Origin of the sequence: Romboutsia lituseburensis (assembly GCF_024723825.1) — a bacterium.
Taxonomy (GTDB): Bacteria; Bacillota; Clostridia; order Peptostreptococcales; family Peptostreptococcaceae; genus Romboutsia_F; species Romboutsia_F lituseburensis_A.
This window is the reverse complement of sequence record NZ_JANQBQ010000001.1, coordinates 515,882-540,715: the sequence shown is the minus strand read 5'-3', so window position 1 is coordinate 540,715 and position 24,834 is coordinate 515,882. Positions and strand designations below refer to the sequence as shown.

Here is a 24,834-nt window from a genome sequence, read left to right as displayed (position 1 = left end):
AAGGTTATGTTTTAATATTAAGACATAACCTTTTTATAATTTAGAAGTTAATTTAATTAACTATAATATATTTATATTGTATAAATCAAACCAATAATCAAGTTGAACAAGCCATGCAATAAGTTGTGGCTTTGACATCAATTGGCCAAACCAAGTTATATTTTCGTACTGTAATATATTATCTAAAGCATGAGAGTCTATTATATTAGCAAGTACAGAGTTAGGATTTTTTAGCTTTTCTCTTAATAACTTAGTAACTAATTCTTCATATTGTGGATTATGAGTTTTTGGATAAGGGCTTTTTTTACGATTTAAAATTTTATCAGGTAAACAGTCATGCATAGCATTTCTTAGAAGTGATTTTTCAACTCCATTTTCAAATTTATACTCCCAAGGAACATTAAATACATATTCTAATATTCTGTGATCAGCAAATGGCACTCTTACTTCAACACCACTGGCCATACTCATTCTATCTTTTCTTTCAAGAAGTGAAGTCATAAAGTACTGAGTAGATAACCAAGTAGCTATTCTACTTTGTTTCATGCTAGCATTATCACTATCGAGCATACTACATTCATTAACACTATTTTTATAAACTTCTTTTACAAACTCATATCCTTCTTTTCTTTTTACTATAGTATCATCAAATAAGCTTATACGAGTATGAGGATCATGTATCCAAGGGAAGAAGTCACGCTCTAACATTTCTTTTCTATAAAACCAAGGATAGCCACCAAATATTTCATCAGCACATTCTCCAGATAAAGCAACTGTATGATGTTCTTTTACCTTAGAGCAATAGTATAAAAGAGAAGAGTCTATATCTGCCATTCCAGGTAAATCTCTATATTTAACAGCATCAAATAATAAACTTGTTATGTCAGATATATCTGCAGTTAAAATTCTGTGGTCTGTTCTTAGATAATGAGCTAGATATCTTGCATATTCATCATCTGATTGTGGTTGGAAAATTGTATTTTTAAAGTTTTCCTTGTTTCCTTTGTATTCAAAAGAATATGTTCCAAGTATATTACCTTCATTTTTATATTTTTGACTAGCCACAGAACTTATTATGGATGAATCTAGACCACCTGATAAAAATGTAGATAGAGGAGCATCTGAAACTAACTGTCTATTAATTGCATCAGTTACTAAGTATCTAGTGTTTTCTATAGCATCCTTTTCAGTTCCTACAAATTCTTTTGCTTCTAAGTTCCAGTATTGTTTCAAGTCAAAGTGATTATCTTTATATATTCCAAAATGAGCTGGCTTAACTTCGTGTATATCTTTAAATACACTTGTACCGCTTATTTTCATAGGAGCTAAGTAAAATAGTTGCCATAAACCTTCTTTATCTAAATTAGCATTTACTTTAGGGTGTTTAAGTAATGCTTTTATTTCTGAAGCAAACAATAGTGACGTTCCTACTTGAGTATAAAATAAAGGCTTAATTCCGAATCTATCTCTAGCTATATAAACTTCATTATTACTTTTATCAAATACAGCAAATGCAAATATTCCATTTAATTTTTCAGCACATTCTTCTTTGAATACTATATAAGAATAAAGCACTACTTCTGTATCACAATTAGTTTTAAATTCTATTCCGTAGCTTTCTAGTTCTGATTTTAATTCTGGTGTATTGTAAATTTCACCATTGTAAATTATAGTGTATTCATTGCCTTGAAAATATCTAGTCATAGGTTGAAGACCATTTTCTAAGTCCATTATTGCTAATCTATTGTGTTGAAAAGCAACCTTATCATTAATAAACACACCGTTTTGGTCAGGACCCCTATGGCTTAATTCCTTACCCATTTCTAGTAATATATATTTATTTAGATTATCTTTATTTTTAAAGTCGATTATTCCACATATTGAACACATTTAAAATCCTCCTAAGATGTATATATTTAAACAAAAAAATAGACGTTACCTAAAATACCTTCTTGATATTTTAAGATGACGCCTTTGTCTCTTAGTATAATATATGCAAATTTATATATTTTGTTAATGATTTATAAAAATATTAATCTTAAAAGCAACGTCAACAACTATATTTTTAACATTTTAGGAAAAGATAATACTAAAATGTTAAAAAGGAGTGTACAAATATGGATTATCCAATGTTTTGTTATCAATGCGAACAAACGGCAGGTGGAAAAGGCTGTACTAAGGTAGGTGTTTGTAGTAAAACACCAGAAATAGCAGCTCTTCAAGATTTACTTATATATCAAGCAAAAGGAATAAGTTGTTATGTAAATGAGTTAATAAAAAAAGGTGAAAAAATAGATAAAGATATAGTTAGCTTTGTTGAAAATTCTTTATTTACAACACTTACAAATGTTAACTTTGATGGTGATGTTCATGAAGAGATGTTAAAAAAGTCTCAACAAATAAAGCAAAACTTAAGAAGTAAGGTATCAACTTGTGAAAACTGTTGTGAGCAAGCTACATATAATTTAAGTGACACTAGAGATAAAATGTTAGAAGATGCAAAACGTGCAGGTATAATGTATGATCAAAATTTAGATGCAGATATACGTTCTTTAAGACAAACTATAATATATGGATTAAAAGGAATATCTGCATATGGGCACCAAGCTAGAGAATTAGGATACTATAATGATCAAGTTGATGAATTTTATTTTAGAGCTTTAGCTGCAACTTGTGATGATAATCTAACAGTAGAAGATCTAATAACTTGGACTCTAAAAACAGGAGATATGAGTGTTGCTGTTATGCAAAAACTAGATGAAGCAAACACTACGATATATAAAAATCCAGCGCCTCATAAAGTAAATGTTCATGTAAAGAAAGGGCCATTTATAGTTGTTTCAGGACATGATTTAAAAGACTTAGAGATGCTTTTAAAGCAAACAGAAGGAAAAGGAATAAATATATATACACATGGTGAAATGATTCCTTGCCATGGATATCCAGAGCTTAATAAGTATCCTCACTTAGCAGGAAACTTTGGTGGTGCTTGGCAAGATCAACAAAAAGAATTTGATAACATACCAGGTTGTATACTAATGACTACAAACTGTCTTATGAAGCCTAGAGATTCATACAAAGATAGAATATTTACAACAAGTGTAGTTGGATGGGATGGAGTAAAATATATAGGAAAAACTGAAAATGGAGAAAAAGACTTTAGTGAAATAATAAATAAAGCTTTAGAGCTTGGAGGATTTAAAGAAGACCAAGAACCTAAAGAAATATTAGTTGGATTTGGTCATAATGCTACTTTAAGCAATGCACCAGCTATAATAGATGCAGTTAAGTCAGGAAAATTAAGACACTTCTTCTTAATAGGTGGATGTGATGGTGCAAGACCTGGAAGAAACTATTTCACAGAGTTTGCTAAACAAGTTCCAAATGATTGTATAATACTTACATTAGCTTGTGGTAAATATAGATTCAATAAATTAGAATTTGGTGAAGTAGCAGGGCTTCCTAGATTATTAGATGTAGGTCAATGTAATGATGCTTACTCAGCTGTAAGAATAGCCTTAGCTCTAGTAGATGCTTTTGATACAGATGTAAATAGTTTACCACTTTCTATAATATTATCATGGTATGAACAAAAAGCAGTTGCAGATTTATTAGCACTTTTATCATTAGGTATAAAAGGTATATATCTTGGGCCATCATTACCAGCATTCTTAAGTCCAAATGTACTTCAATACTTAGTTGATGCATTTGATATAAAACCTATAAGTACACCAGAAAAAGACTTAGCATCATGTTTAGAAGTACCTACTAAATAAGTCAATAAAATATATCTAGAATATAAATATAGTTATTTAGCAGATATAATAAATATATATTAATTTTATAGATAACAATAAATAGCATTTTAAGCAACGTATAAAGTCTTTGATTATTAAGTCAAATTCGTTGCTTAAAATGTAACTTACGTTACGGAATATATAAATCATCTTGTGTATAATTTGAGTATACTTATTAAATTAAAAATTAAAAAATATTTTTATACATTAAAAAGAGTATATAAAATACACATTTGGAGGATATATATAAATGGAAAATTTAATGTTTTGTTATCAATGTCAAGAGACCGCGGGATGTAGCGGATGTACAAAGTTTGGAGTATGTGGAAAATCACCAGATTTAGCAAGAATGCAAGATCTATTAATATATACAACAAAGGGATTATCAGAAGTAACAACAAGACTTAGATCAGAAGGAAATTCAATAGATTCTGAAATAAATCATTTAATAACTATAAATTTATTTACTACAATAACAAATGCAAACTTTGATGATGCAGTCTTTTATGCAAGAGTTAAAGAAACTTTAACTGTTAAAGAGTCTTTATTATCTAAATTAAAAAATAAAAAGAATTTATCAGAAGCAGCATTATGGAATGCAACTTCAAATGCTGAAATGGATGTTAAAGTAAATTTATTAAGCAAGATAAAAGGTGCTATACTTGGAAGTGGAAAAGAATCTGTTGATATAGACAAATTATTAGATGCAAAATCAACTAAGGTAGGAGTACTTGCAACTAAAGATGAAGATATAAGAAGCTTAAGAGAGTTAATAATATATGGTCTTAAAGGTATGTCTGCATATATGAAACATGCTAATGCATTAGGATATGATAATGAAGATGTAAATGCATTTATGCAATCAACATTAGCTAAGACTTTAGATGATAACTTAAGCATAGATGAATTAATAGCATTAACATTAGAAACGGGTAAAGTAGGGGTAGATGGTATGGCACTTTTAGATAGTGCAAATACAGGAACTTATGGACACCCAGAAATAACTAAAGTAAATATAGGCGTAAGAAATAACCCAGGTATACTTGTATCAGGGCATGACTTAAAAGATTTAGAGTTATTATTAAAGCAAACAGAAGGAACAGGTGTTGACGTATATACTCACTCAGAAATGCTACCAGCTCATTACTATCCAGCATTTAAAAAATATTCTCACTTTGCAGGTAATTATGGAAATGCTTGGTGGAAGCAAAAAGAAGAATTTGAAAGTTTTAATGGTCCAATACTAATGACTACAAACTGTATAGTACCACCAAAGGATAGCTATAAGAATAGAATATATACTACAGGTGCAGCAGGATTTGCTGGAGTTAAGCATATAAAAGGTATAAGTGAAGACAATAAAGATTTTTCACAAATAATAGAACAAGCTAAAAAATGTGCTCCTCCTAAACAAATAGAAACTGGAGAAATAATAGGTGGATTTGCTCATAATCAAGTATTTGCACTTGCAGACCAGGTTGTAGAAGCAGTAAAAACAGGTGCAATAAAGAAATTCTTTGTAATGGCAGGGTGTGACGGTAGAGCTAAATCAAGAAACTATTACACAGATTTTGCAAAGGCACTACCAAAGGATACTGTAATACTTACAGCAGGATGTGCTAAGTATAAATACAATAAACTAAACTTAGGTGATATAAACGGTATACCAAGAGTATTAGATGCAGGTCAATGTAATGACTCGTATTCATTAGCTTTAATAGCTCTTAAATTAAAAGAAGTATTTGAACTTCAAGATATAAATGAATTGCCAATAGCATTCAATATAGCTTGGTATGAGCAAAAGGCTGTAATAGTATTATTATCACTATTATACTTAGGTGTTAAAAATATTCACTTAGGGCCTACATTACCAGCATTTTTATCACCAAATGTAGCTAATGTACTAATTGAAAACTTTGGAATTGGTGGAATAACAAATGTTGAAGATGATTTAAAAATGTTCTTAGGATAATAAAATCAATAAGATGCCATCTCATCAACTTAATGTGAGAGGGTATCTTATTTTTATATAGTGGCTTTAATAAATAAGATCATAAGAACTAGAAGAGAGAAAGATCCTATGTAATCTTTAAGTTTATATGATTTATGATTTCGTAACATATCACCAAATAATTGGATTATTAGTATTGTCATAAATAGTAGAATTACTAGCTTGTAGGAACTAAAATTTGTATTAGTTAAGAATAAGGAGTCAAATAAATGTAATATTATAATAGCTGAAAACATTACTATAAATAATTGTTTTTCTGTTAATCTCAAGTAACCACCTCTTTAAACTTTATAAAGTGATTATACAATGTTTATCATAAATTTACAAATGATGAATTATATAAAATCAGTAAATAACTTGATAACAGTATGGGTAGGTTAGAAGAGTAGAGTCTACAAATATATATAGATACTTTTTAAATGCTTGTAGGGAGTTATAGAACGTTAGTAAATAATAAGAAAGATAAATTTATTAATAAGTTAGATGATGATGTTTTAAATATTAAATGTTATAAAAAGAAGTTATCGAAAATAAAGTACCTAGTAGAAATAAATATATAATTAAAATAAAATAATTTGTAAATTTATGGTATTATATTATATGGAGTAAATTAAAAAACATCAATAAGGGAGGAAAAGAATATGGATAAAAATAAAAAGGATGAAATAGTTAAGGAATTTATTGATGGATTTAAATCTCTTGATAAAGAAGATATGAAAGATATTATCGAATATGTAGAATTATCATCAGATGTTGATCTAATTCCTAAGCAAGGGAAGTATGGAGTTAAAAATAATTATTTAAACTAAACATACATATTAATTAAACACAACATTAAATAAGTGTTCATAAAAACAGATGTTTTTTTGAACACTTATTTTTATACATATATATATATCTTTTATACTCTTTTTTATCCCACTATAATTATACCATAAATAACTTCTTTTTTTAGACTATGAATATTTATTAATTACTATAATAATTGGTGTAGTTTTTTAAACAAAGTTAATATATTAAAGAATGACACTTGTATAATAAACTTAACAAAAAGTTATCGTTCAACAATGGAAATTACGAAGTTTTCTAGAAAACTTCTTCCGAAGAGTATAAATGATGAGTATGTTGAAAAACAAGGTGATAAACCTAATGTTATTGGCTTTTTAGATGAAAAACTTATAGAAGATATAAAAGCTTATAAGTAAAAGAAGCATAAATCTATTGGTATTATTACAAAAACAGCTCGTGAAACTAGAGAGCTATATAGTTTATTAAAAGCAAATAATGTTGATGTAGTATCTATAGAAAAAGATGATGACGACTATGTAAATGGTGTATTAGTAATACCATCATATCTAGCTAAAGGTCTTGAATTTGATGTAGTTTTTATATATGATGCAAGCGATAAAAAATATAACAGTGAAGATGAAAGATTACTACTATACACTTGCTGTACAAGAGCCCTTCATGTGTTAAATATATATTATATAGGAGAAATTACTCCTTTATTAAAGTAATAACTTTTAATTAGATTTTACACAAATTAATTGTAAACTCTTTTTCATTAAATTACAATAAGGGTACGGTAGAGTAATATTAAAAAGCATTATTACATAAAGGTGGTCATATAAATGAAAAAAAATATATATAAAAAACTAGATGATCTAGATATAAAATACCAAATATTAGAACACAAAGAAGTGTTTACAGCAGAAGAGTTTTATGACGTAACTAAAGATATGCCAGGTTATCACTGTAAAAATCTATTCTTAAAAAACTCAAATAAAAGCAAAAACTATTTGCTAGTAGCAAAGCACGATAAATCAGTAAATCTAAAGGATGTTAAAGTGCAAATAGGAAGTACTCGACTTTCATTTGACACACCGGAGAAGTTATATGAACTATTAAAAGTAACACCTGGAAGTGTAAATCCATTTAGTATTATAAATGATAAAGACAGCCAGGTAGAATTATTAATCGATAGTGATTTATTAGATGGAAATAAACTTAACTTTCATCCTGCTATAAATACAGAAACATTTAATATATCAGGAGAAGATTTTAATAAGTTTCTAGAGAATATAAGTAACGATGTTACAAAGGTAAATATATAAATTATCGATTGAAGTTAATCTGTAGATAAAATACTTTTAAATGATTACAGTATATTTTGATATAAAAATCACCTATGAATATTTTTTTATAGGTGATTTTTAATTGGATTAAACCTAATGTAATAAAACCTCTTGAGGTGAAGTATTAGGGTGAAAAAGTAACCATACTTAGAAATACTTTTGGTGAAAATCAACTTGTAATTTAAATTAATAAATTACAAGTTGATTTTATCAACCAATAGATCTATAATAAATTAAACAACGTTTTAAACAGTGTTTAATTTGGAGGGCGACAATAATATGAATAATGAAGAAAAAGCATTATCTACAAAGGATACTATTTTAAAAGTAACATTAGATATTATAAAAAAAGAAGGGATTGAAAGTATAACAATAAGAAAGATAGCTAGAGAAGCAAATGTTAATGTAGCATTAATTAATTATCATTTTGGATCAAAAGATAACTTAATAAATGAAGCATTAAAAATACTTATAAAAGACATGCAACAGTTATTTAATACGCTTGAAAATAATGAAATTGAACCAAAGAAAAAATTAAAGATATTTCTTTTAGGATATGTAGAAATATTAGGAGATAATACATCAATAATTAAAAAGGCTATGGCTGATACTGATAAATTATTTCAATCACAATTAGATTTATTAAAATTTGTAAATCAAATGGGGTTTGGGAAAATAAAGCATTTAATAAAACAAATTACAAACATAGAAGATGATAAAATTTTAACTTTTACAATGTTTCAATTAGTAGGATCTATATTTTTCCCTATGATGGCATTACCCTTAGTTGAAAAGGGAGGTCAAATAGAATATAAATTTAATGATGACATTGAAGGATATATTGATATATTAATAGATAATTTCTTCAAAGAATATTAAGAGGTGGGAATATGAGTAATAATGTAGCAGTAAAGGTATGTAATTTAGATGTTGAGTATGACAAGGTAAAAATATTAAACAATATTAACCTTAACATTAAAGAAGGTGAGATAATTGGATTATTAGGCCCGTCTGGGTCAGGAAAGACTACATTAGTAAAGACTATTATTGGAATGAAGGGATTTGTCAAAGGAGAAGTAATAGTTTTAGATGAAAAGATGCCAACGTTAAAAGTAGTAAATGACATAGGGTATATGGCTCAAAGTGATGCTTTATATGATGATTTAACAGGAATTGATAATGTATTATTCTTTGCAGAACTTTATGGTATAAAAGGCAAAATTGCAAAACAAAGAGCTATGGAAGTCTTAGAATTGGTTGATTTGCAAAAGCATGCTAAGAGACCGGTTAAAAATTATTCTGGTGGGATGAAAAGAAGACTTTCTCTTGCAATAGCGCTAGTTCATAGCCCAAGGCTTTTAATTTTAGATGAACCAACTGTTGGTATAGATCCAATCCTTAGAAAAAAATTCTGGGATGAGTTCAATCGAATTAAAGACAGTGGTGGAACAATTATTGTAACTACACACGTTATGGATGAAGCATATAAGTGTAATAAGTTAGCGCTAATTAGAAATGGAAAAATAATAGCTGAAGGATCTCCTAACGAAATAATAGCTGCATCAGGTGGCCAAACAATAGAAGATGCATTCTTATTCTATAGTACTGAGGAGGGGGAATAGTAAATGAGAACTTTAACAATGTCAAAAAGGATTATTAAGCAAATTATAGGAGATAAAAGATCTCTTGCACTTTTATTTATTGCGCCAGTATTTGTATTATTTTTATTTGATGTAATTTTAAATGCAACAATTGAAAATCCGAAATTATTAATAGATACAAATACTAAAATCCCCATTGAATTAGTAGATGAATTAAAAAAACAAGGAGATGTCACTAAAAGTAGTGATTCAGAAGGAGCCTTACTAGATAAAATTAAAAATAGAGAATACGATGGACTAATACAAATAAGTGATAACAAGCTAATAACTACAGTAGAAGGAACAGAGATGAGTATAAATGCATCAGTTCAAAAATCTGTTGCTACTGCTTTTTCAAATTATACAAAAGACACGATGTCTTCAAATGAAAAACTGTCTATGATGGGAATTAAAATGATGGATAATGAGATAAATTACATAAATGGTTCATCTGATATGAATACTTTTGATTCAATAGCTCCAATGATGATGGGATTTTTCATATTCTTCTTTGTATTTTTATTGGCAGGTATTGCATTTTTAAGAGAAAGAATAAGCGGAACATTAGAAAGACTAATGGCAACACCAATAAAAAGATATGAAATTGTAATGGGGTATTTCTTAGGATTTGGTGTTTTTGTAATGATTCAGACAATAATAATTCAATTATTTATGGTATATGGATTAGGAATAGAAATAAAGGGAAATTCATTTTCAGTTCTTTTAATAAATGTATTATTAGCAGCTGGTTCACTTTCTTTAGGTACACTGCTTTCTACATTTGCAAAGACAGAGTTTCAATTAATTCAGTTTATACCTATTGTAATATTACCTCAGATACTATTCAGTGGAATATTTTCTCTAAGAGAAGCACCTATTTGGGTTGAAGGTTTATCAAAGATATTCCCATTAACTTATGCAGCTGATGCGCTAACAGGGGTAGTTCTTAGAGGGTCAACTTTGTTTGATGTAGGTACAGATGTTTTAATATTGTTAGGTTATGCAATTTTATTTATAGTACTAAATACAATTGCATTAAAAAAATATAGAAGGTTATAGCAGAAAATACTTGTAAATACTTTAACTTTAGATAAATTTTTATTACACTAGTATTAATACATTTACATAAGAAAAAGGGAGAGTATACATGGAATTTAGAAAATCAGTTAAAACAGATGCAGATAGAATAATGGAGATTATAAAGCAAGCACAAGAACATTTCAAGGAACAAGGAATTGATCAATGGCAAAATAATTATCCTAACAAAGAAGTTATAAATAATGATATTGATAATGAAGAAAGTTACGTATTGTTAAAAGACAATGAAATTGTTGCAACTACAGTAGCTTCATTTAACAAAGAACCAACATATAAAACTATTTATGAAGGTGAATGGATAACTAATGACAAATATGTAGTTGTACATAGAGTAGCAGTAGATAATAAATATAAAGGGCTAGGACTTTCAAATCAAATTTTTAAACATGTAGAACAACTTTGCTTAGACAAAGGTGTTAATAGTTTTAAAGTAGATACACATACTGATAATAAAGTTATGCAAAACTTACTTAAGAAAAATGGATTTAAATACTGTGGAATAATTTATGTAGAAGATGGAAGTGAAAGAATAGCTTTCGAAAAGGTTTTAAATAAAAAATAAGGCTTTAATATAAGCCTTATTTTTTTATAGCGTCTAGATTCATTATTTTTATAGGGAATAATTTAATAAATATAAGTAGTAAATGGTTTACAAATAGAAGATTCTATCATATCATATGAGTATAATTGAATATGATTGTAGGAGGTGATTTTATGGAAATAGTACAAATGATAAAAGCTCTTGGAGATGAAAACAGATTAAGAATATTAAGCATACTTAGATATGGTGCTCTTTGTGTTTGTGAAATCGAAGAAATTCTTGAGTTAAGCCAATCAAATGCATCTAGACATTTAAATAAATTAATGAATGCTAAATTAGTAACTTATTATAAAGAGGCTAAGTATGTATATTATAAATTAAATGAAGAGACATTAAATAAACATCCATTTGTAAAAGAGCTTTTGGATAATGAATTAGATAAAACAGATAAATTAAAAGAGGATTTTATAAAGACTACTAGATGCAAATTAAATGGTTTATCTTGTGAATCAATTGAAAAATCAAAAACAAATTGAACTTAAAGATAACTATGTATTATAGAAGGGAGCAACTAATGAAAATAGCAGTAATATCTGATATACACAGTAATATTTATGCACTAGAAGCTGTACTTAAAGATATAGAATCTAGAAATATAGATATAGTTATATGTACTGGTGATCTAGTAGGGTATGGTACTAGACCAAATGAAGTAATAGAGGTTATAAGAAGAAATAAGATATTAACTATAATGGGAAATTATGATGATGCTATAGGAAACCATAGGTTAGTATGTGGATGCGATTATCCAGATCCTAAAGATGCACAAAAAGCAAGTGCATCAATGAGTTTTACATTATCAAAAACTACTAAAGAGAATAAACTGTATCTAAGAAACTTACCAAGAGACGCTATGATTAGCTTTAATAATAAGAATATACGATTTGTTCATGGAAGTACTAGACTTATAAATGAATACTTAAAAGAAGATTCGATCCAAGCTAAAGAAGTAATGCAGGAAATAACAGAAGATATTTTGGTATGCGGACATACACACATACCTTATTTTAAACAATATGGTGATAAACTTTTAGTCAATGCAGGTAGTGTAGGCAAGCCGAAAACTAATAAACCAGATTCTAATTATGTAATAATAGAAATTAAAAATACAAATGAAGATTTTAATAAAGAAGCTGTAAATGTTGAAATTATAGAAGTATCTTATGATTATGAAATGTCTGCTAAAGAAATAGAGTTAGAAGAGATGTTACCTAATGATTTTGCGAAATTATTACGAAGTGGAAGTGCAAAATAAATTTTATATTATATATGATTAAAATTGAATGTAATAATATATAAAAAGGCTGGTGTTTATTTAATGAAAGACATTACTAATGGTGATTTAAAAAATATAGTAAGAGATAGTTATTCTAAAATAGTAAAGGAAGAATCAAAGCTTAAATGTTGTGGAGAAGATATTTCTAAAAGTATAGGGTACTCTGATGATGATATGGAGACTGTTCCAAAAGATTCTAATTTAGGACTAGGATGTGGAAACCCTCATTTAGTTGCAAATATAAGTGAAGGTGAAACAGTGCTAGATTTAGGGAGTGGGGCTGGATTTGACTGCTTCTTAGCGTCAAAAAAAGTTGGAGATAGAGGATTAGTTATAGGTGTAGATATGACTTATGAAATGTTAAATCAAGCAAGAAATAATGCAATAGATGGCAATTATAAGAATGTAGATTTTAGGCTAGGCGAAATTGAAAATCTACCTGTAGCAGATAACATTGTTGATGTTATAATATCAAATTGTGTTATAAATTTATCTCCTAATAAACAGAGGGTATATGATGAAACATATCGTGTTTTAAAAACAGGAGGAAGATTGTCTATATCAGATATAGTTCTTATGAAAGACTTAACTACCCAAATGAAGCAAGATGAAAAATTATATTGTGGCTGAGTTACAGGAGCCTCTTCAGTTGAAGAGTTAGAAGCTTATTTGAAAAAATCAGGATTTAAAAATATAAAAATAGATGTTAAGCCAGTGTCTAAGGAATACGAACAAAAATGGGGACATAATTTAAATGTAGGAGAATACATTATGTCTGCATCTGTCACAGCAAATAAATAATAAAAATATAAATTACTCAAATATAGATAAATACTTAAAGGTTTCCAATAGGAAACTATACCACTTCAAAGTGCTTACTATATGAATTATTTAGAATATTAATTATAAATAAATATAAAAAATCTAGTTATTTGCTAATACAAAGCTTCTAACTAGATTTTTTATTATCCAAAATGCTTAGTAATATCCACGTGTGTTCTATAAGTTGTAATCTTATATCTACTAGACACGCAGGTAGTTTGTCTGAAAATATGTATACATAATAATATAAGGAATCAATTACCAGTACTATTTGTATTATAAAAATATCATTATGCACATAATTTAAATATAGACTATTTAAAAGGAGCATATGTTATGTCAGAGAAACAGCAGCAAAGGGAAGATTACATAAATAAAAGATATGAAGAGGCTAAAATTAGTACTTTAGATATAGATAACAGAGTAAAAGATCTAGAAAATATAATAAATTATAAAATGGATAATTATAGAATAATCTCAATAGAAGAATTTATAAAAAAAGATATACATACATTACAGCTACCGAAAGCATTGCTATCAAAAAATAAAGAACCTAATAAGCCTATAATAAGGAAAGCTAATTTTTTTGAAAAAGTACTTAAAAATCATAAATATCATTATAGCTTATATGTAGATGAAATAGAAAGTAAATACAACAATGAGTATAAGATATACGAAGATAAAGAGTATAAAAGAAAAAAACAGCTAGAAAATTTGATAAAAGCTCATGAATTACAAGTAAATGAAATTATAAATATAAAAAAACAATTGTACTCAAATGGTGATGTGAGCATTATAACTGGATATAAAGAAGAGTTACTCACTAAGTCCAAGTACCCTTTTGATTTTAAGAAATATATAACTACTGGATACTCTAAAGAGACTAAAACTTTAGTTATAGATTACTTATTACCTAAAGATAATATAGTACCAAATGTACAGGAATATGAATATATACAAAAAGGAGATAAGATAAAAGCTAAACTAAGAAAAGAAAAAGATATAAAAAGTATATATAATGAAGTAATATTTTCTATAGTTATTAGAACTATAAGTGAAGTGTTTAATTTTGATAAACCTAATAATATAGATAATATAGTATTTAATGGATATATAGAAGATATAGACTTAGCTACAGGGCAAGATATAAAACCATATATAATATCTGCTACGATAAACAAAGAAAAATTTAAATATATAGATGTAAAAAGAATTAACAAATTAAAATGTCTAAAAGAGACAATGCAAGCAAGGATAAATATAAATTCTAATTTAGAGCTTAAATATATAAATCCTATATGTAAATGTAATCATTTTAATAAATCTATTGTAAATAATGATAGCATAAACCTATTAGACGTTGATCCATATGAATTTGAAGATTTAGTTACTATATTATTTAGAAAAATGGGATATAATGCTGTAACTACTAATAAGAGTAACGATGGTGGAATAGATTGTGAATTTCATTATGAAGATCCACTTGTAAGTGGAAAAATAATAGGTCAGGTTAAAAAGTATAAAAATAATATTGATATACCAAAACTTAGAGAATTTGAATGTGTTTTAAGAAACTCAGATGCTATGAAAGGTATATTTATATCTACAAGTAATTTTAGTCCACAATGTAAGATATTTGCAGCATCAAATAATATACAGCTTATAAATGGAAATGAACTAATTGAGCTTTTTAATAGACATGGTATAAATTCATATATTTCAAAAAATTAATTTTAATATTTAAGTCACTTTAATTTATTTTATGAGTTAAAGTGTTTTTTTATGTATTAATATATATAGTATTAAAAGTGTTAAATATGATTAAATATATTAAAAAAATATTTGACACTGAAGTATTCCAGAGCTAAAATATAGTTAATACAATTTAAAAAAGTAAGATATATTTAACGAAATACTAAAATCTTAAACACAGGAGGAATAATTATGCTAGACATTAAGAGAATTAAAGAAGATTTAGATACTATTAAAAAGGCTATGGCAAGAAGAGGGGAAAAGGAATTTAATTTAGATGAAGCAGTTTTATTGGATGATGAAAGAAAAGGATTGCTTAAAGAGGTAGAGGTACTTAAAAATAAAATGAATGTAGATTCTAAAAACATACCGAATCTTATAAAAAAAGGTTTTGATATAACACAAGAAAAATCTGAATTGAAAGATCTATCAGAGCAAATAAAAGTATTAGATGAAAAAGTTAGAGCTGTCGAAGCTGAATTAGAGTATAAATTAATGAGAATACCAAATGTACCAAATGAAGAAGTTCCTCAAGGTGAAACTGACGAAGATAATGTAGAGATTAGAAAATGGGGAGAACCGAGAAGATTTAATTTCGAAAATAAAGCTCACTGGGACATAGGAACTAACTTAGGTATATTAGATTTTGAAGCTGGGGCTAAAATAACAGGATCTAGGTTTACTTTATATAAAGGTTTAGGTGCAAGGCTTGAAAGAGCACTAATCAACTTTTTCTTAAACACTAATGTAGAAGAACAAGGATATACAGAAGCTATACCACCATTTATGGCTAATAAAAATAGTTTTTTAGGAACAGGACAATTACCAAAATTTGAAGAAGATATGTTTAAAATAGAAGGATTAGATTATTATTTAATACCTACGTCAGAAGTTCCTCTAACTAATATACATGCTAATCAAATTATGTCATTTGAACAGCTTCCTATAAACTATACTGCATATACACCATGCTTTAGATCAGAAGCAGGATCTGCAGGTAGAGATACTAGAGGATTAGTTAGACAGCATCAATTCAATAAGGTAGAAATGGTAAAGATAGTAGCACCAGAAGAATCTTACAATGAATTAGAAAAGTTAACTCACAATGCAGAAATATTGTTACAGATGTTAAATTTACCGTATAGGGTAGTTAAAATATGTACTGGAGATTTAGGATTTACAGCTGCATTTAAATATGATCTAGAAGTTTGGATGCCAAGCTATAACAGATATGTTGAGATTTCTTCTTGTTCAAACTGTGAAGACTTCCAAGCAAGAAGAGCAGGAATTAGATTTAAAAGAGATAAAAACTCTAAAACAGAGTATGCTCATACACTAAATGGATCAGGTCTAGCGATAGGCAGAAGTTTTGCTGCTATACTAGAAAACTATCAACAAGAAGACGGTACAGTTGTTGTTCCTAAAGTACTAAGACCTTATATGGGTGTAGATGTTATAAAATAAGCGACTCTATTAAGAATTGTCATAATTTATATGATGTTAAAATATGATTACTTTTGACCCAGAAGGATATTTTAATGACTAATAATAATCATAGATAAGGATATATCTTTAAACTTAGATATATCCTTTATATTTTATAATTTAAAATAAGTATAATTAAATAGAGATTAATATAAAATAGTCCATATTATGGTATAATACAAAATAGAATTATTATAAGGAGAAAAGGTATGAATAACGTAAATATCGGAGAAAGAATATCACAAATAAGACAAAGTAAAGGTATTAGTATAAGAGAATTAGCTAAACAGGCTAATGTTACTCCATCATTACTTAGTCAAATTGAAAGAGGTCTTGCTAATCCATCTGTAAATTCATTAAAGTCAGTCGCAACGGCTTTAAATACACCTTTATTTACATTTTTTACTTCAGAAGTAATAAAGGAAGATTTGATAGTAAGATCAAATCAAAGAAAAAAAGTTATTTTGCCAGGGAGCGATAGTGTTGAATATGAAGTTTTAGCACCTGATAATAGTGATAACTTAGAGTTTGCTATAATGAATCTACTTCCACAATCATCGTCTTGTAATGAACATATATTTCATAACGGAAATGAAATCGCATACATACTCGAAGGTGAAGTAAATTTATATCTTGATGATGAAAAATTTACATTATTCAAAGGAGATAGCGTGAAAGTACCTGCTGGTGTAAAGCATCGTTGGGAAAATAGTTATGATGAGCTAGCAAAAGTTATTTTTGCAGTTATTTTATAACATATATGAATAAAAAGCCAATAAGTAATATTGGCTTTTTTTGATTGATAAAGATTAGTGTTTCTTTATAACTCTTAAAAACTTCTTCCATTCATTATCTGAGAAAAAAGTAATTATTAAATCAGCTACATCTACTATAACATTAGCTAATTCCATAAAAATACCCCCTTAAACGTATATATTGTAAATTATAACATATTTTATAATATATATACGTAGATTAAAAGAAATCATTAAGGGTATATATTATAAATAGTTAGATTTTTACAATATAGCTTGTGCTATAATTAAAATAGTAATTTACAGGATAAAACAGATAAGGACGGTGTATTATGCTTGAATATAAATTTGATACTCAGTTATTAATTGAAGGAAAAAATCTTTCTGAAGATGAAATTAACGACTATATAACAAATAATATAGAAGGGGATTGCTTACTTGCAGTTGGTGATGACGAATTGATTAAAATTCATTTCCATACAAATACGCCATGGAAAGTGCTTGAGTATTGTGATTCATTGGGAGAAATTTATGACGTAGTTATAGAAAATATGGAGCGTCAAGCGAATGATTTACAAGGATAAACATAAATAATATATAAATTAAGAGAGTAATAATATTACTCTCTTTTGATTTTATAATTTAAATTACAATTTTAAATTCTTATTTTTTGACTAATATCAAATCTCAAAATATATAAGTATACATAAATTAAAGAAGGTAAATGGAAATAAAGTTAGAATATATATAATTAAAATCTTTTAGGAGACTAAAATAATGTGTTTATTAAGAATAAAATATGATGATAAGAATGCCTTATTTGAATTAACAACACAGATAAGCAAAATCATAGATGATGACACAGTAATTATATGTATTGGAACTGATAGATGTATACTAGATTCTTTAGGTCCAGTAGTTGGCAAAATGCTTGAAAGTATGAATATAGAAAATAAAGTTTATGGTATAATAGGCGAAACTATTAATGCTCTAAATATAAATGAAAAATTAGAATATATAAAATCAATACATCCAACATCTAAACTTGTTGCAATAGACGCTTGTGTAGGAAGTAAAAAATCTATAGGACAGATACATGTTTACAAAGGATCAATTATACCAGGAGAAGGTGTTGGTAAAAGTTTACCTAGTATAGGAGACTACTCTATAATAGGCATTGTAAGCGATAGTGATTTATTCTCAAGCAAAGATTTAAACTTTGTAGTTAATATGGCTGAAGTTATAGCATTTAGCATGAACTTTAATAAAAGTATTAACAACTATGAATATCAAAAAATGAATTTATCTACTAATAGATATGAATTTGTGTATGATCAAAGTATTAAAAAAGTTGTATATGGGAAACCAGAGGATTTGATTGAAAGTGATATAGATAACACCACAAATAATCCAATTTACTGCAATATATTTTATAATAAGGTAAATGAGATATTAATGAGAGTTTTGCTTGTGGCTATTTTAATGTGGTCATTTCTATAAAAAACTAGACAGATTTATAAATTTGATGTATTCTAATTCATATAATAACGTTTTTAGTTAAAATTATTTTAGCATATATGGAGGCAATAAATGGATATATTCTCTAAAGTCCCAGGATTCAGAAGTGAAAATCAAACTAAAAAAATTATATCTACGATATATTATTTGTTTTTTATAGGAAACATGACGGTTATTGCTATGAGTAGCCCAGAATCGGTTTTAATTACGATTCCTCCGATTATATTACCATTTGTAGTTTTTGGGTTAGTAGATATAAAAGAAAATATTAAAAATAAAAAATTAATAGTTAACACTATTTTACCAATAATATTATTATCGATAATAACTTTTCTAGCCTATTATCAACATTAAATATATAGCATATAGATTATCGTTTTTTTAGTTAGTCTATATGCTGTTTTTAATTATGTGATAAAGTCACAGAAAAATATGGAAAAATGTTATAATATAAAGAGAACTTAAAAACAATAGAAAAAATAGAAAAGATTGAAAGGATGATGGCAATGACAAAACCTTCAGTATATCATCAACAAGGATACACTTGTGCAGAGGCAATAATAAAATCATACAATGAAGAACATAATACAAATATACCTGTATCTCTAGGAAGTGGTATGGGAGTAGGTATGACCGTTGGTAGTTTATGTGGTGCTGTAAATGCAGCTGCTATGGTTGTTGGATTTATAAAAGGAAGAGAAGACAGCTCTATACCAAATGAAGCGAGAAGTTATTCTAGAGAACTAATGACTAGAGTAAGAGCAAAATATAATACAGAAATATGTTCTGAATTAAAAAGAAATAAAGTAAGTTGTGGGGAAATAATAGATTTTTCATACGAAGCTTTAAATGAGTTATTACAAGGTTAAATATAAATAAAAAGACTACCTATAATTTATAGGAAGTCTTTTTTTGTTGTAATATGAAAAAATATAAAAAAAAATAAAAAAATATTTATGATTTTTTCATATTCCTAAAATTCAGATTTTTTTACTTGGTGAATCTATCTTAACAAAAAAACCAAAAATGATAAATATTATTTTAAAATATTCATTAATAAAAAATATGAATAAAATAAAAATTAAGAAAAAAGTGTTCAAAATACTAAAAAAACCCAACTAAACATTAAAAATATTATAATGTAAAATATATTTAACAGACAAACAAAAGAAAATTAAAATTGGTTAGATTTCTAATTTTGTAAAATTTAAAAACAATCAATTATTATGAAAATTATAACAATCTGCGAAAATGTTGTCGAAAAGAATCGAAGAGTGTATAATCTTTTTAACCTTTAATCATCTAAAGGTAAAGACAAAAAATAAATATAGAGGTGTGAAACAATGGGCAATAACACAAACAGCGCTAAAAAACTTACACTAATGTCATTAATATTAATGATATTTACATCAGTATTTGGTTTTGCTAATATGCCAAGATCATATTACTTAATGGGGTATGGTGCAATTCCTTGGTATATACTAAGTGCATTAGTATTCTTTATACCATACGCATTCATGATGGCTGAATTTGGTTCAGCATTTAAAAACGAAAGTGGTGGTATGTATTCTTGGATGGAAAAGTCAGTAGGATCTAAGTTCGCATTTATAGGTACATTTATGTGGTATGCATCTTACATAATCTGGATGGTTAACGTATCTTCAGGGATATGGATACCGTTCTCAAATGCTATATTTGGATCAGATATGACAGCTACATGGAGTATACTTGGATTAGATTCAACTAAAACGATAGGATTATTAGGATCAATATGGATATTATTTGTTACAGTTGTAGGAACTAAGGGAGTTGAAAAAATAACAAAGATAACCTCTATAGGAGGAACATTTGTTGCTTTATTAAATGTAGTTTTATTAGTAGGATCAGTTGCTGTAGTAGCATTAAATGGTGGAGAATTATCTCAACCAGTTGAAAGCTTCTCACAAGCATTTTTAACATCTCCTAATCCTCAATACCAAACACCATTAATGGTATTATCATTTGTTACATTTGCAATATTTGCATTTGGTGGACTTGAGGTTTTAGGTGGATTAGTTGACCAAACTGAAAATGCTGAGAAAAACTTCCCTAAAGGTCTTGTTATTTCAGCTGTAGTTATATCAGTAGGATATGCAGTAGGTATATTTGCATGTGGTACTTTCACTAACTGGGCAGATGTTTTATCAGGAGAAAATGTTCATATGGGTAACGTTGCTTATGTTTTAATGAACAACTTAGGATACCAACTAGGACAGGCTATGGGAACGACTAACGCAGTAGCTGTACAAATGGGAGCTTGGACAGCAAGATTCGTTGGATTCTCTATGTTCTTAGCTTTCACAGGAGCATTCTTTACATTAACTTATTCTCCATTAAAAACTTTAATTTCTGGGGCACCAAAAGAAGTATGGCCAGGAAAACTTGGAGAAATCAAAAACGGAATGCCAGTAAATGCTATGAAGTTCCAAGCAGTAATAGTTATAGCTTTAATACTACTAGTTTCATTTGGTGGTAAAGGAGCTTCTGAGTTCTTTAATATATTAGTTTTAATGACTAATGTTGCAATGACAATACCATACTTATTCTTATTAGCAGCTTTCCCTAAATTCAAGAAAAAGCAATTAAGTGGAGAAGTTGATAAGGCATATATGGTTTATAAAACTCAAGGAGTAGCAACAGGAGCAGCTATAATAATAGGATTATTAGTTGGATTTGCAAATATATTCTCTATAGCTCAACCTGCAATAGATGGAAAAGTATTTGATTCAATAATGATGATATTAGGTCCAGCTATATTCGGTTTAATTGCATTCTTCTTATATACTAATTATGAAAGAAGATATGCTAAAAATAATAAAAAAATGAAAAAAGCTAGTTAATAAATTAAATGTCTCAAATATTTTATAAAATATTTGAGACATTTTTTTATGCTTAAGGGCATTATAATACATCAAAAACTATGGATAAGTCAAGAAGTATATTAATATCAACACCTTTGTGAAAGTAAAAAATGATATTTTTGAGCAACTGACATGTTTTTAGATTGCTGGCGGCAGGAGCTAAGCAACTTTTTTATTGTTATTTGAAAAACAGTAATTATTTTAAAGGATATATATTATTTATACTGAAACTAATTAATATAAATAGATTAATTAGTTTATTTATAGTTAACAGAAAATTCGACAAATATAACTATAAAAATATGTTAATATAAGTCGTGATAATTAATATAGGCTTATATATTTCACTAATTTGGAGGAGTGTTATGTCAATAAACATAAGCAGTTGTGATACTTTATGTTACAAAGGTAGTGCTAAATATAATGAAGATATTGTTGGAGTAACACCTTGGGGAGCGTGGGTGCTAGATGGGGCTACAGGACTTAACAATAAAAATTTAGTATGCAAAGAAAGTGATGCGAAATGGTATGTAAATTGGTGGAATAAGTATCTTTATGAAAATATTAATAAAGAGAAAACTATAAAAGAAATTATGATTGAAGGAATAAGTAGCATAAAATCAGAATATTACTCAAAAGTAGAAAAAACTAAAATAGAAAAATTGGATACACCATCAAGTTCTATATCTATAATAAAATATAGAGACAATATAATAGAATATTTATTACTAGGGGACTGTTCCTTACATATGAAAATAGGGGAGAATACTCATATAATAAAGGACAGAACACTTTGTAGACTAGATAAAATTGTTTATGATGAAATGGAAAACCTAGACAACCTTTCAAACCTTTCATTTGAAGAAATTAAAACAAGTGTAATGCAAACAATAATTAATAATAGACTAAAAAAGAATACTGAAAACGGTTACTGGATATTAGAGTTTGAAGAAAAGGCTATAGAAAAAGCTATTTATGGAGAAATAAAAGTAAATCAACATATAGATATTTTAATGGCAAGTGATGGTTTTTCATGTATTAGTGATAGATATAACCTTATAAATGAAAATGACTTACTAGACAGAGCTATAAATGATGGGATAGGGGTTATTTATTCAAAACTTCGTAGTATGGAAGAAGATGATTTTAAAACAATTAAGTTTCCTAGGTTTAAGGTAAAAGACGATTCATCGTGTATATACTTAAATGTAGATTAAAACAAATGATAATTGACACAACAAGGGGGACAAAATGAATATACTTCATATAATAACTCAAAAACCAAACAGCACAGGTAGTGGAATATATATGTGTGGTATGGTAAATGGGTTTGAAAAAATAGGGCATAAGCAAGCGGTAATAGCGGGGATAGATAAATACGATGAGCAAATGTTGTTTAATAAAAATATAAAGTTTTATCCGGTAAACTTTAATACAACAGAATTACCTTTTAATGTTGTTGGTATGAGTGATGTAATGCCATATAAGAGTACAATGTATAAAGAAATGGATAAAAATATGGTTAACTCTTTAAAGTCAGCTTTTAAAATTCGAATAGATAAAGCACTAAACGAATTTAAACCAGATTTAATAATATGTCATCACTTATATTTGCTTACATCTTATGTGAAAGAAATTATAAGGGATATCCCTGTAGTGAGTGTTTGTCATGGAACTTGTTTAAGGCAACTTAATAATCATGATTTAGAAAAAGATTATATAATACAAAATATAAAAAACTTAGATGCTATATTTGCTCTTCATGATGAGCAAAGAAAAGAAATAATTGAGATATTTAATATATCCCCATCAAAAGTATTTACATTAGGAAGTGGATATGATGAAAATAAATTTTTTAAAAATAAGAACAGTTTATCAAATGATGTCATCAACATAACATATGCTGGCAAAATAGCTAAGGCAAAAGGGCTTAAGTCATTTATAAAGTCGTTGAGTAATTTAACACACTCTAAGGAATTTCTAAATATAAACATAGTTGGAGATGGCAACAATAAGGATGAATATGAAGAAATTGTTAATTTAGCTAAAGAAAACTATTATAATATAAATTTTTTAGGAAAAATAAAACAAACAGAACTATCTAAATTATTTAGGGAGTCTCATATATTTGTTTTACCCTCATTTTTTGAAGGTTTACCGTTAGTAGTTATAGAGTCTTTAGCATGTGGATGTAATGTTATTACTACTGATATACCTGGCGTAAAGAGATGGATAGGAAAAGCAATAAATAATAGTAATAAAATTAGTTATGTAGATTTACCTACTATGAAAGACGTAGGAGTTCCTTATGAAAATGAACTGCCAAAATTTGAAAATAGCCTAACATATGCTATAAACAATATGATATTAAATATTGTAGAAAATAATACTAGAAATAAAATGATAAATATGGAAGATAAAACCTGGAATGGTTTATGTAATAGATTAGAAGAAAATATATTAAACTTTAATTATTAGTATGATAATAAGAGGTATCTTAAATTAAATTTATGATACCTCTTTATTTATACATATTTTTAAACTGCTAGATTTTTTTGAATATAATTAATTGAATCATCTATATTATTAAATACTTTTTTAGAAATTAATATCCTTTCTATACCATTATAAAAATATTTATTATCAAAAACTTTATCGATTTTAATTTCAATATAATTGTCAAAAACATTTATATAAATGCATTTAGTATATTTAAAACAACATTTAAAAGCAATAAATCTATTAGATGTTGTTTTTATTAATGTAAAATTATTTAAGTTTAATTTAGACTTAAGATAAATCGCAGTACTATCCATATACACTCCTTTTAAAAATTAATAATTCTAAATAGATTATTGCCAATATATAGATAATTTATATCAATTTAATTAAATAAATATAAAAAATTCACTTTACTTAATTCACTGTGTAAGCTATATACTTTATAGCCACAAACTACTTTGTACTGCTTAAAAAGGTATAAGCAATATTTGCCTATACCTTTTAATGAATAAAATATATAAGGTTAGTAATGAGTATATGTA

Annotated in this window: 25 protein-coding genes; 23 read left to right on the top strand and 2 right to left on the bottom strand. The window is 27.2% G+C overall.

Annotated features, from left to right (window positions below; all coding sequences use genetic code 11):
* Nucleotides 1–60 precede the first annotated feature (60 nt).
* Complete coding sequence (asnB, locus tag NWE74_RS02685) at nt 61–1,890, bottom strand: asparagine synthase (glutamine-hydrolyzing) (protein ID WP_258241697.1); 1,830 nt, start codon at nt 1,888–1,890, stop codon at nt 61–63.
* Nucleotides 1,891–2,117: 227 nt separating this feature from the next.
* Here asnB and hcp (NWE74_RS02680) point away from each other — a divergent pair, with 227 nt between their 5' ends.
* The 23 genes from hcp (NWE74_RS02680) to NWE74_RS02570 all read left to right on the top strand — a co-directional run bounded on the left by hcp (NWE74_RS02680) (nt 2,118) and on the right by NWE74_RS02570 (nt 24,268).
* Nucleotides 2,118–3,776: a hydroxylamine reductase gene (gene hcp, locus NWE74_RS02680; RefSeq protein WP_258241696.1), complete on the top strand. Its 1,659-nt coding sequence runs from the start codon at nt 2,118–2,120 to the stop codon at nt 3,774–3,776.
* 271 nt (nt 3,777–4,047) lie between these two features.
* Nucleotides 4,048–5,769, top strand: coding sequence for a hydroxylamine reductase (hcp, locus tag NWE74_RS02675; protein WP_258241695.1), 1,722 nt, complete (start codon nt 4,048–4,050; stop codon nt 5,767–5,769).
* Nucleotides 5,770–6,449: 680 nt separating this feature from the next.
* Nucleotides 6,450–6,617, top strand: a complete 168-nt coding sequence (locus NWE74_RS02670; RefSeq protein ID WP_258241694.1) for a hypothetical protein — start codon at nt 6,450–6,452, stop codon at nt 6,615–6,617.
* Nucleotides 6,618–6,875: 258 nt separating this feature from the next.
* Nucleotides 6,876–7,013: a hypothetical protein gene (locus NWE74_RS19190; protein ID WP_330666273.1), complete on the top strand. Its 138-nt coding sequence runs from the start codon at nt 6,876–6,878 to the stop codon at nt 7,011–7,013.
* Between the two features lie 15 nt (nt 7,014–7,028).
* Entirely contained in the window at nt 7,029–7,325 is a 297-nt protein-coding gene (locus NWE74_RS19250) for an ATP-binding domain-containing protein (RefSeq protein WP_334304164.1), read from the top strand.
* A gap of 114 nt (nt 7,326–7,439) precedes the next feature.
* Nucleotides 7,440–7,922: a prolyl-tRNA synthetase associated domain-containing protein gene (locus NWE74_RS02660; RefSeq protein ID WP_258241693.1), complete on the top strand. Its 483-nt coding sequence runs from the start codon at nt 7,440–7,442 to the stop codon at nt 7,920–7,922.
* Between the two features lie 300 nt (nt 7,923–8,222).
* On the top strand, nt 8,223–8,822 hold the full coding sequence (locus NWE74_RS02655) for a TetR/AcrR family transcriptional regulator (protein WP_258241692.1): 600 nt from the start codon (nt 8,223–8,225) through the stop codon (nt 8,820–8,822).
* An 11-nt stretch (nt 8,823–8,833) separates the two neighbouring features.
* A complete protein-coding gene (locus NWE74_RS02650) occupies nt 8,834–9,565 on the top strand; it encodes an ABC transporter ATP-binding protein (RefSeq protein ID WP_258241691.1) in 732 nt (243 codons plus the stop codon).
* 3 nt (nt 9,566–9,568) lie between these two features.
* The gene (locus NWE74_RS02645; protein ID WP_258241690.1) at nt 9,569–10,642 is read left to right on the top strand and encodes an ABC transporter permease; all 1,074 of its coding nucleotides are present in this window, start codon (nt 9,569–9,571) and stop codon (nt 10,640–10,642) included.
* 88 nt (nt 10,643–10,730) lie between these two features.
* Nucleotides 10,731–11,243 carry a GNAT family N-acetyltransferase gene (locus NWE74_RS02640; protein WP_258241689.1) on the top strand — a complete coding sequence of 171 codons (513 nt, stop codon included), beginning with the start codon at nt 10,731–10,733 and terminating at the stop codon, nt 11,241–11,243.
* A gap of 152 nt (nt 11,244–11,395) precedes the next feature.
* Entirely contained in the window at nt 11,396–11,758 is a 363-nt protein-coding gene (locus NWE74_RS02635; RefSeq protein ID WP_258241687.1) for an ArsR/SmtB family transcription factor, read from the top strand.
* A 38-nt stretch (nt 11,759–11,796) separates the two neighbouring features.
* Nucleotides 11,797–12,537, top strand: a complete 741-nt coding sequence (locus NWE74_RS02630) for a metallophosphoesterase family protein (protein WP_258241686.1) — start codon at nt 11,797–11,799, stop codon at nt 12,535–12,537.
* Between the two features lie 63 nt (nt 12,538–12,600).
* Entirely contained in the window at nt 12,601–13,359 is a 759-nt protein-coding gene (gene arsM / locus NWE74_RS02625; protein ID WP_309137268.1) for an arsenite methyltransferase, read from the top strand.
* 357 nt (nt 13,360–13,716) lie between these two features.
* A complete protein-coding gene (locus NWE74_RS02615) occupies nt 13,717–15,111 on the top strand; it encodes a restriction endonuclease (RefSeq protein ID WP_258241683.1) in 1,395 nt (464 codons plus the stop codon).
* A gap of 213 nt (nt 15,112–15,324) precedes the next feature.
* Entirely contained in the window at nt 15,325–16,596 is a 1,272-nt protein-coding gene (serS, locus tag NWE74_RS02610) for a serine--tRNA ligase (protein ID WP_258241682.1), read from the top strand.
* 230 nt (nt 16,597–16,826) lie between these two features.
* The gene (locus tag NWE74_RS02605; protein ID WP_258241681.1) at nt 16,827–17,372 is read left to right on the top strand and encodes a cupin domain-containing protein; all 546 of its coding nucleotides are present in this window, start codon (nt 16,827–16,829) and stop codon (nt 17,370–17,372) included.
* A gap of 332 nt (nt 17,373–17,704) precedes the next feature.
* The gene (locus NWE74_RS02600; protein ID WP_258241680.1) at nt 17,705–17,956 is read left to right on the top strand and encodes a kinase to dihydroxyacetone kinase; all 252 of its coding nucleotides are present in this window, start codon (nt 17,705–17,707) and stop codon (nt 17,954–17,956) included.
* A 193-nt stretch (nt 17,957–18,149) separates the two neighbouring features.
* Nucleotides 18,150–18,872, top strand: coding sequence for a spore protease YyaC (gene yyaC / locus NWE74_RS02595; RefSeq protein WP_258241679.1), 723 nt, complete (start codon nt 18,150–18,152; stop codon nt 18,870–18,872).
* A 90-nt stretch (nt 18,873–18,962) separates the two neighbouring features.
* On the top strand, nt 18,963–19,244 hold the full coding sequence (locus tag NWE74_RS02590) for a hypothetical protein (protein ID WP_258241678.1): 282 nt from the start codon (nt 18,963–18,965) through the stop codon (nt 19,242–19,244).
* A 152-nt stretch (nt 19,245–19,396) separates the two neighbouring features.
* Nucleotides 19,397–19,759: a C-GCAxxG-C-C family (seleno)protein gene (locus NWE74_RS02585; RefSeq protein WP_092725069.1), complete on the top strand. Its 363-nt coding sequence runs from the start codon at nt 19,397–19,399 to the stop codon at nt 19,757–19,759.
* 474 nt (nt 19,760–20,233) lie between these two features.
* The gene (yjeM, locus tag NWE74_RS02580) at nt 20,234–21,769 is read left to right on the top strand and encodes a glutamate/gamma-aminobutyrate family transporter YjeM (RefSeq protein WP_258241677.1); all 1,536 of its coding nucleotides are present in this window, start codon (nt 20,234–20,236) and stop codon (nt 21,767–21,769) included.
* 386 nt (nt 21,770–22,155) lie between these two features.
* Nucleotides 22,156–23,007 (top strand): hypothetical protein, encoded by an 852-nt coding sequence (locus NWE74_RS02575; RefSeq protein WP_258241676.1) that lies wholly within the window; start codon nt 22,156–22,158, stop codon nt 23,005–23,007.
* 34 nt (nt 23,008–23,041) lie between these two features.
* Entirely contained in the window at nt 23,042–24,268 is a 1,227-nt protein-coding gene (locus NWE74_RS02570) for a glycosyltransferase family 4 protein (protein ID WP_258241675.1), read from the top strand.
* A 59-nt stretch (nt 24,269–24,327) separates the two neighbouring features.
* Here NWE74_RS02570 and NWE74_RS02565 read toward each other — a convergent pair whose 3' ends face one another.
* A complete protein-coding gene (locus tag NWE74_RS02565) occupies nt 24,328–24,606 on the bottom strand; it encodes a hypothetical protein (protein WP_258241674.1) in 279 nt (92 codons plus the stop codon).
* Nucleotides 24,607–24,834 lie beyond the last annotated feature (228 nt).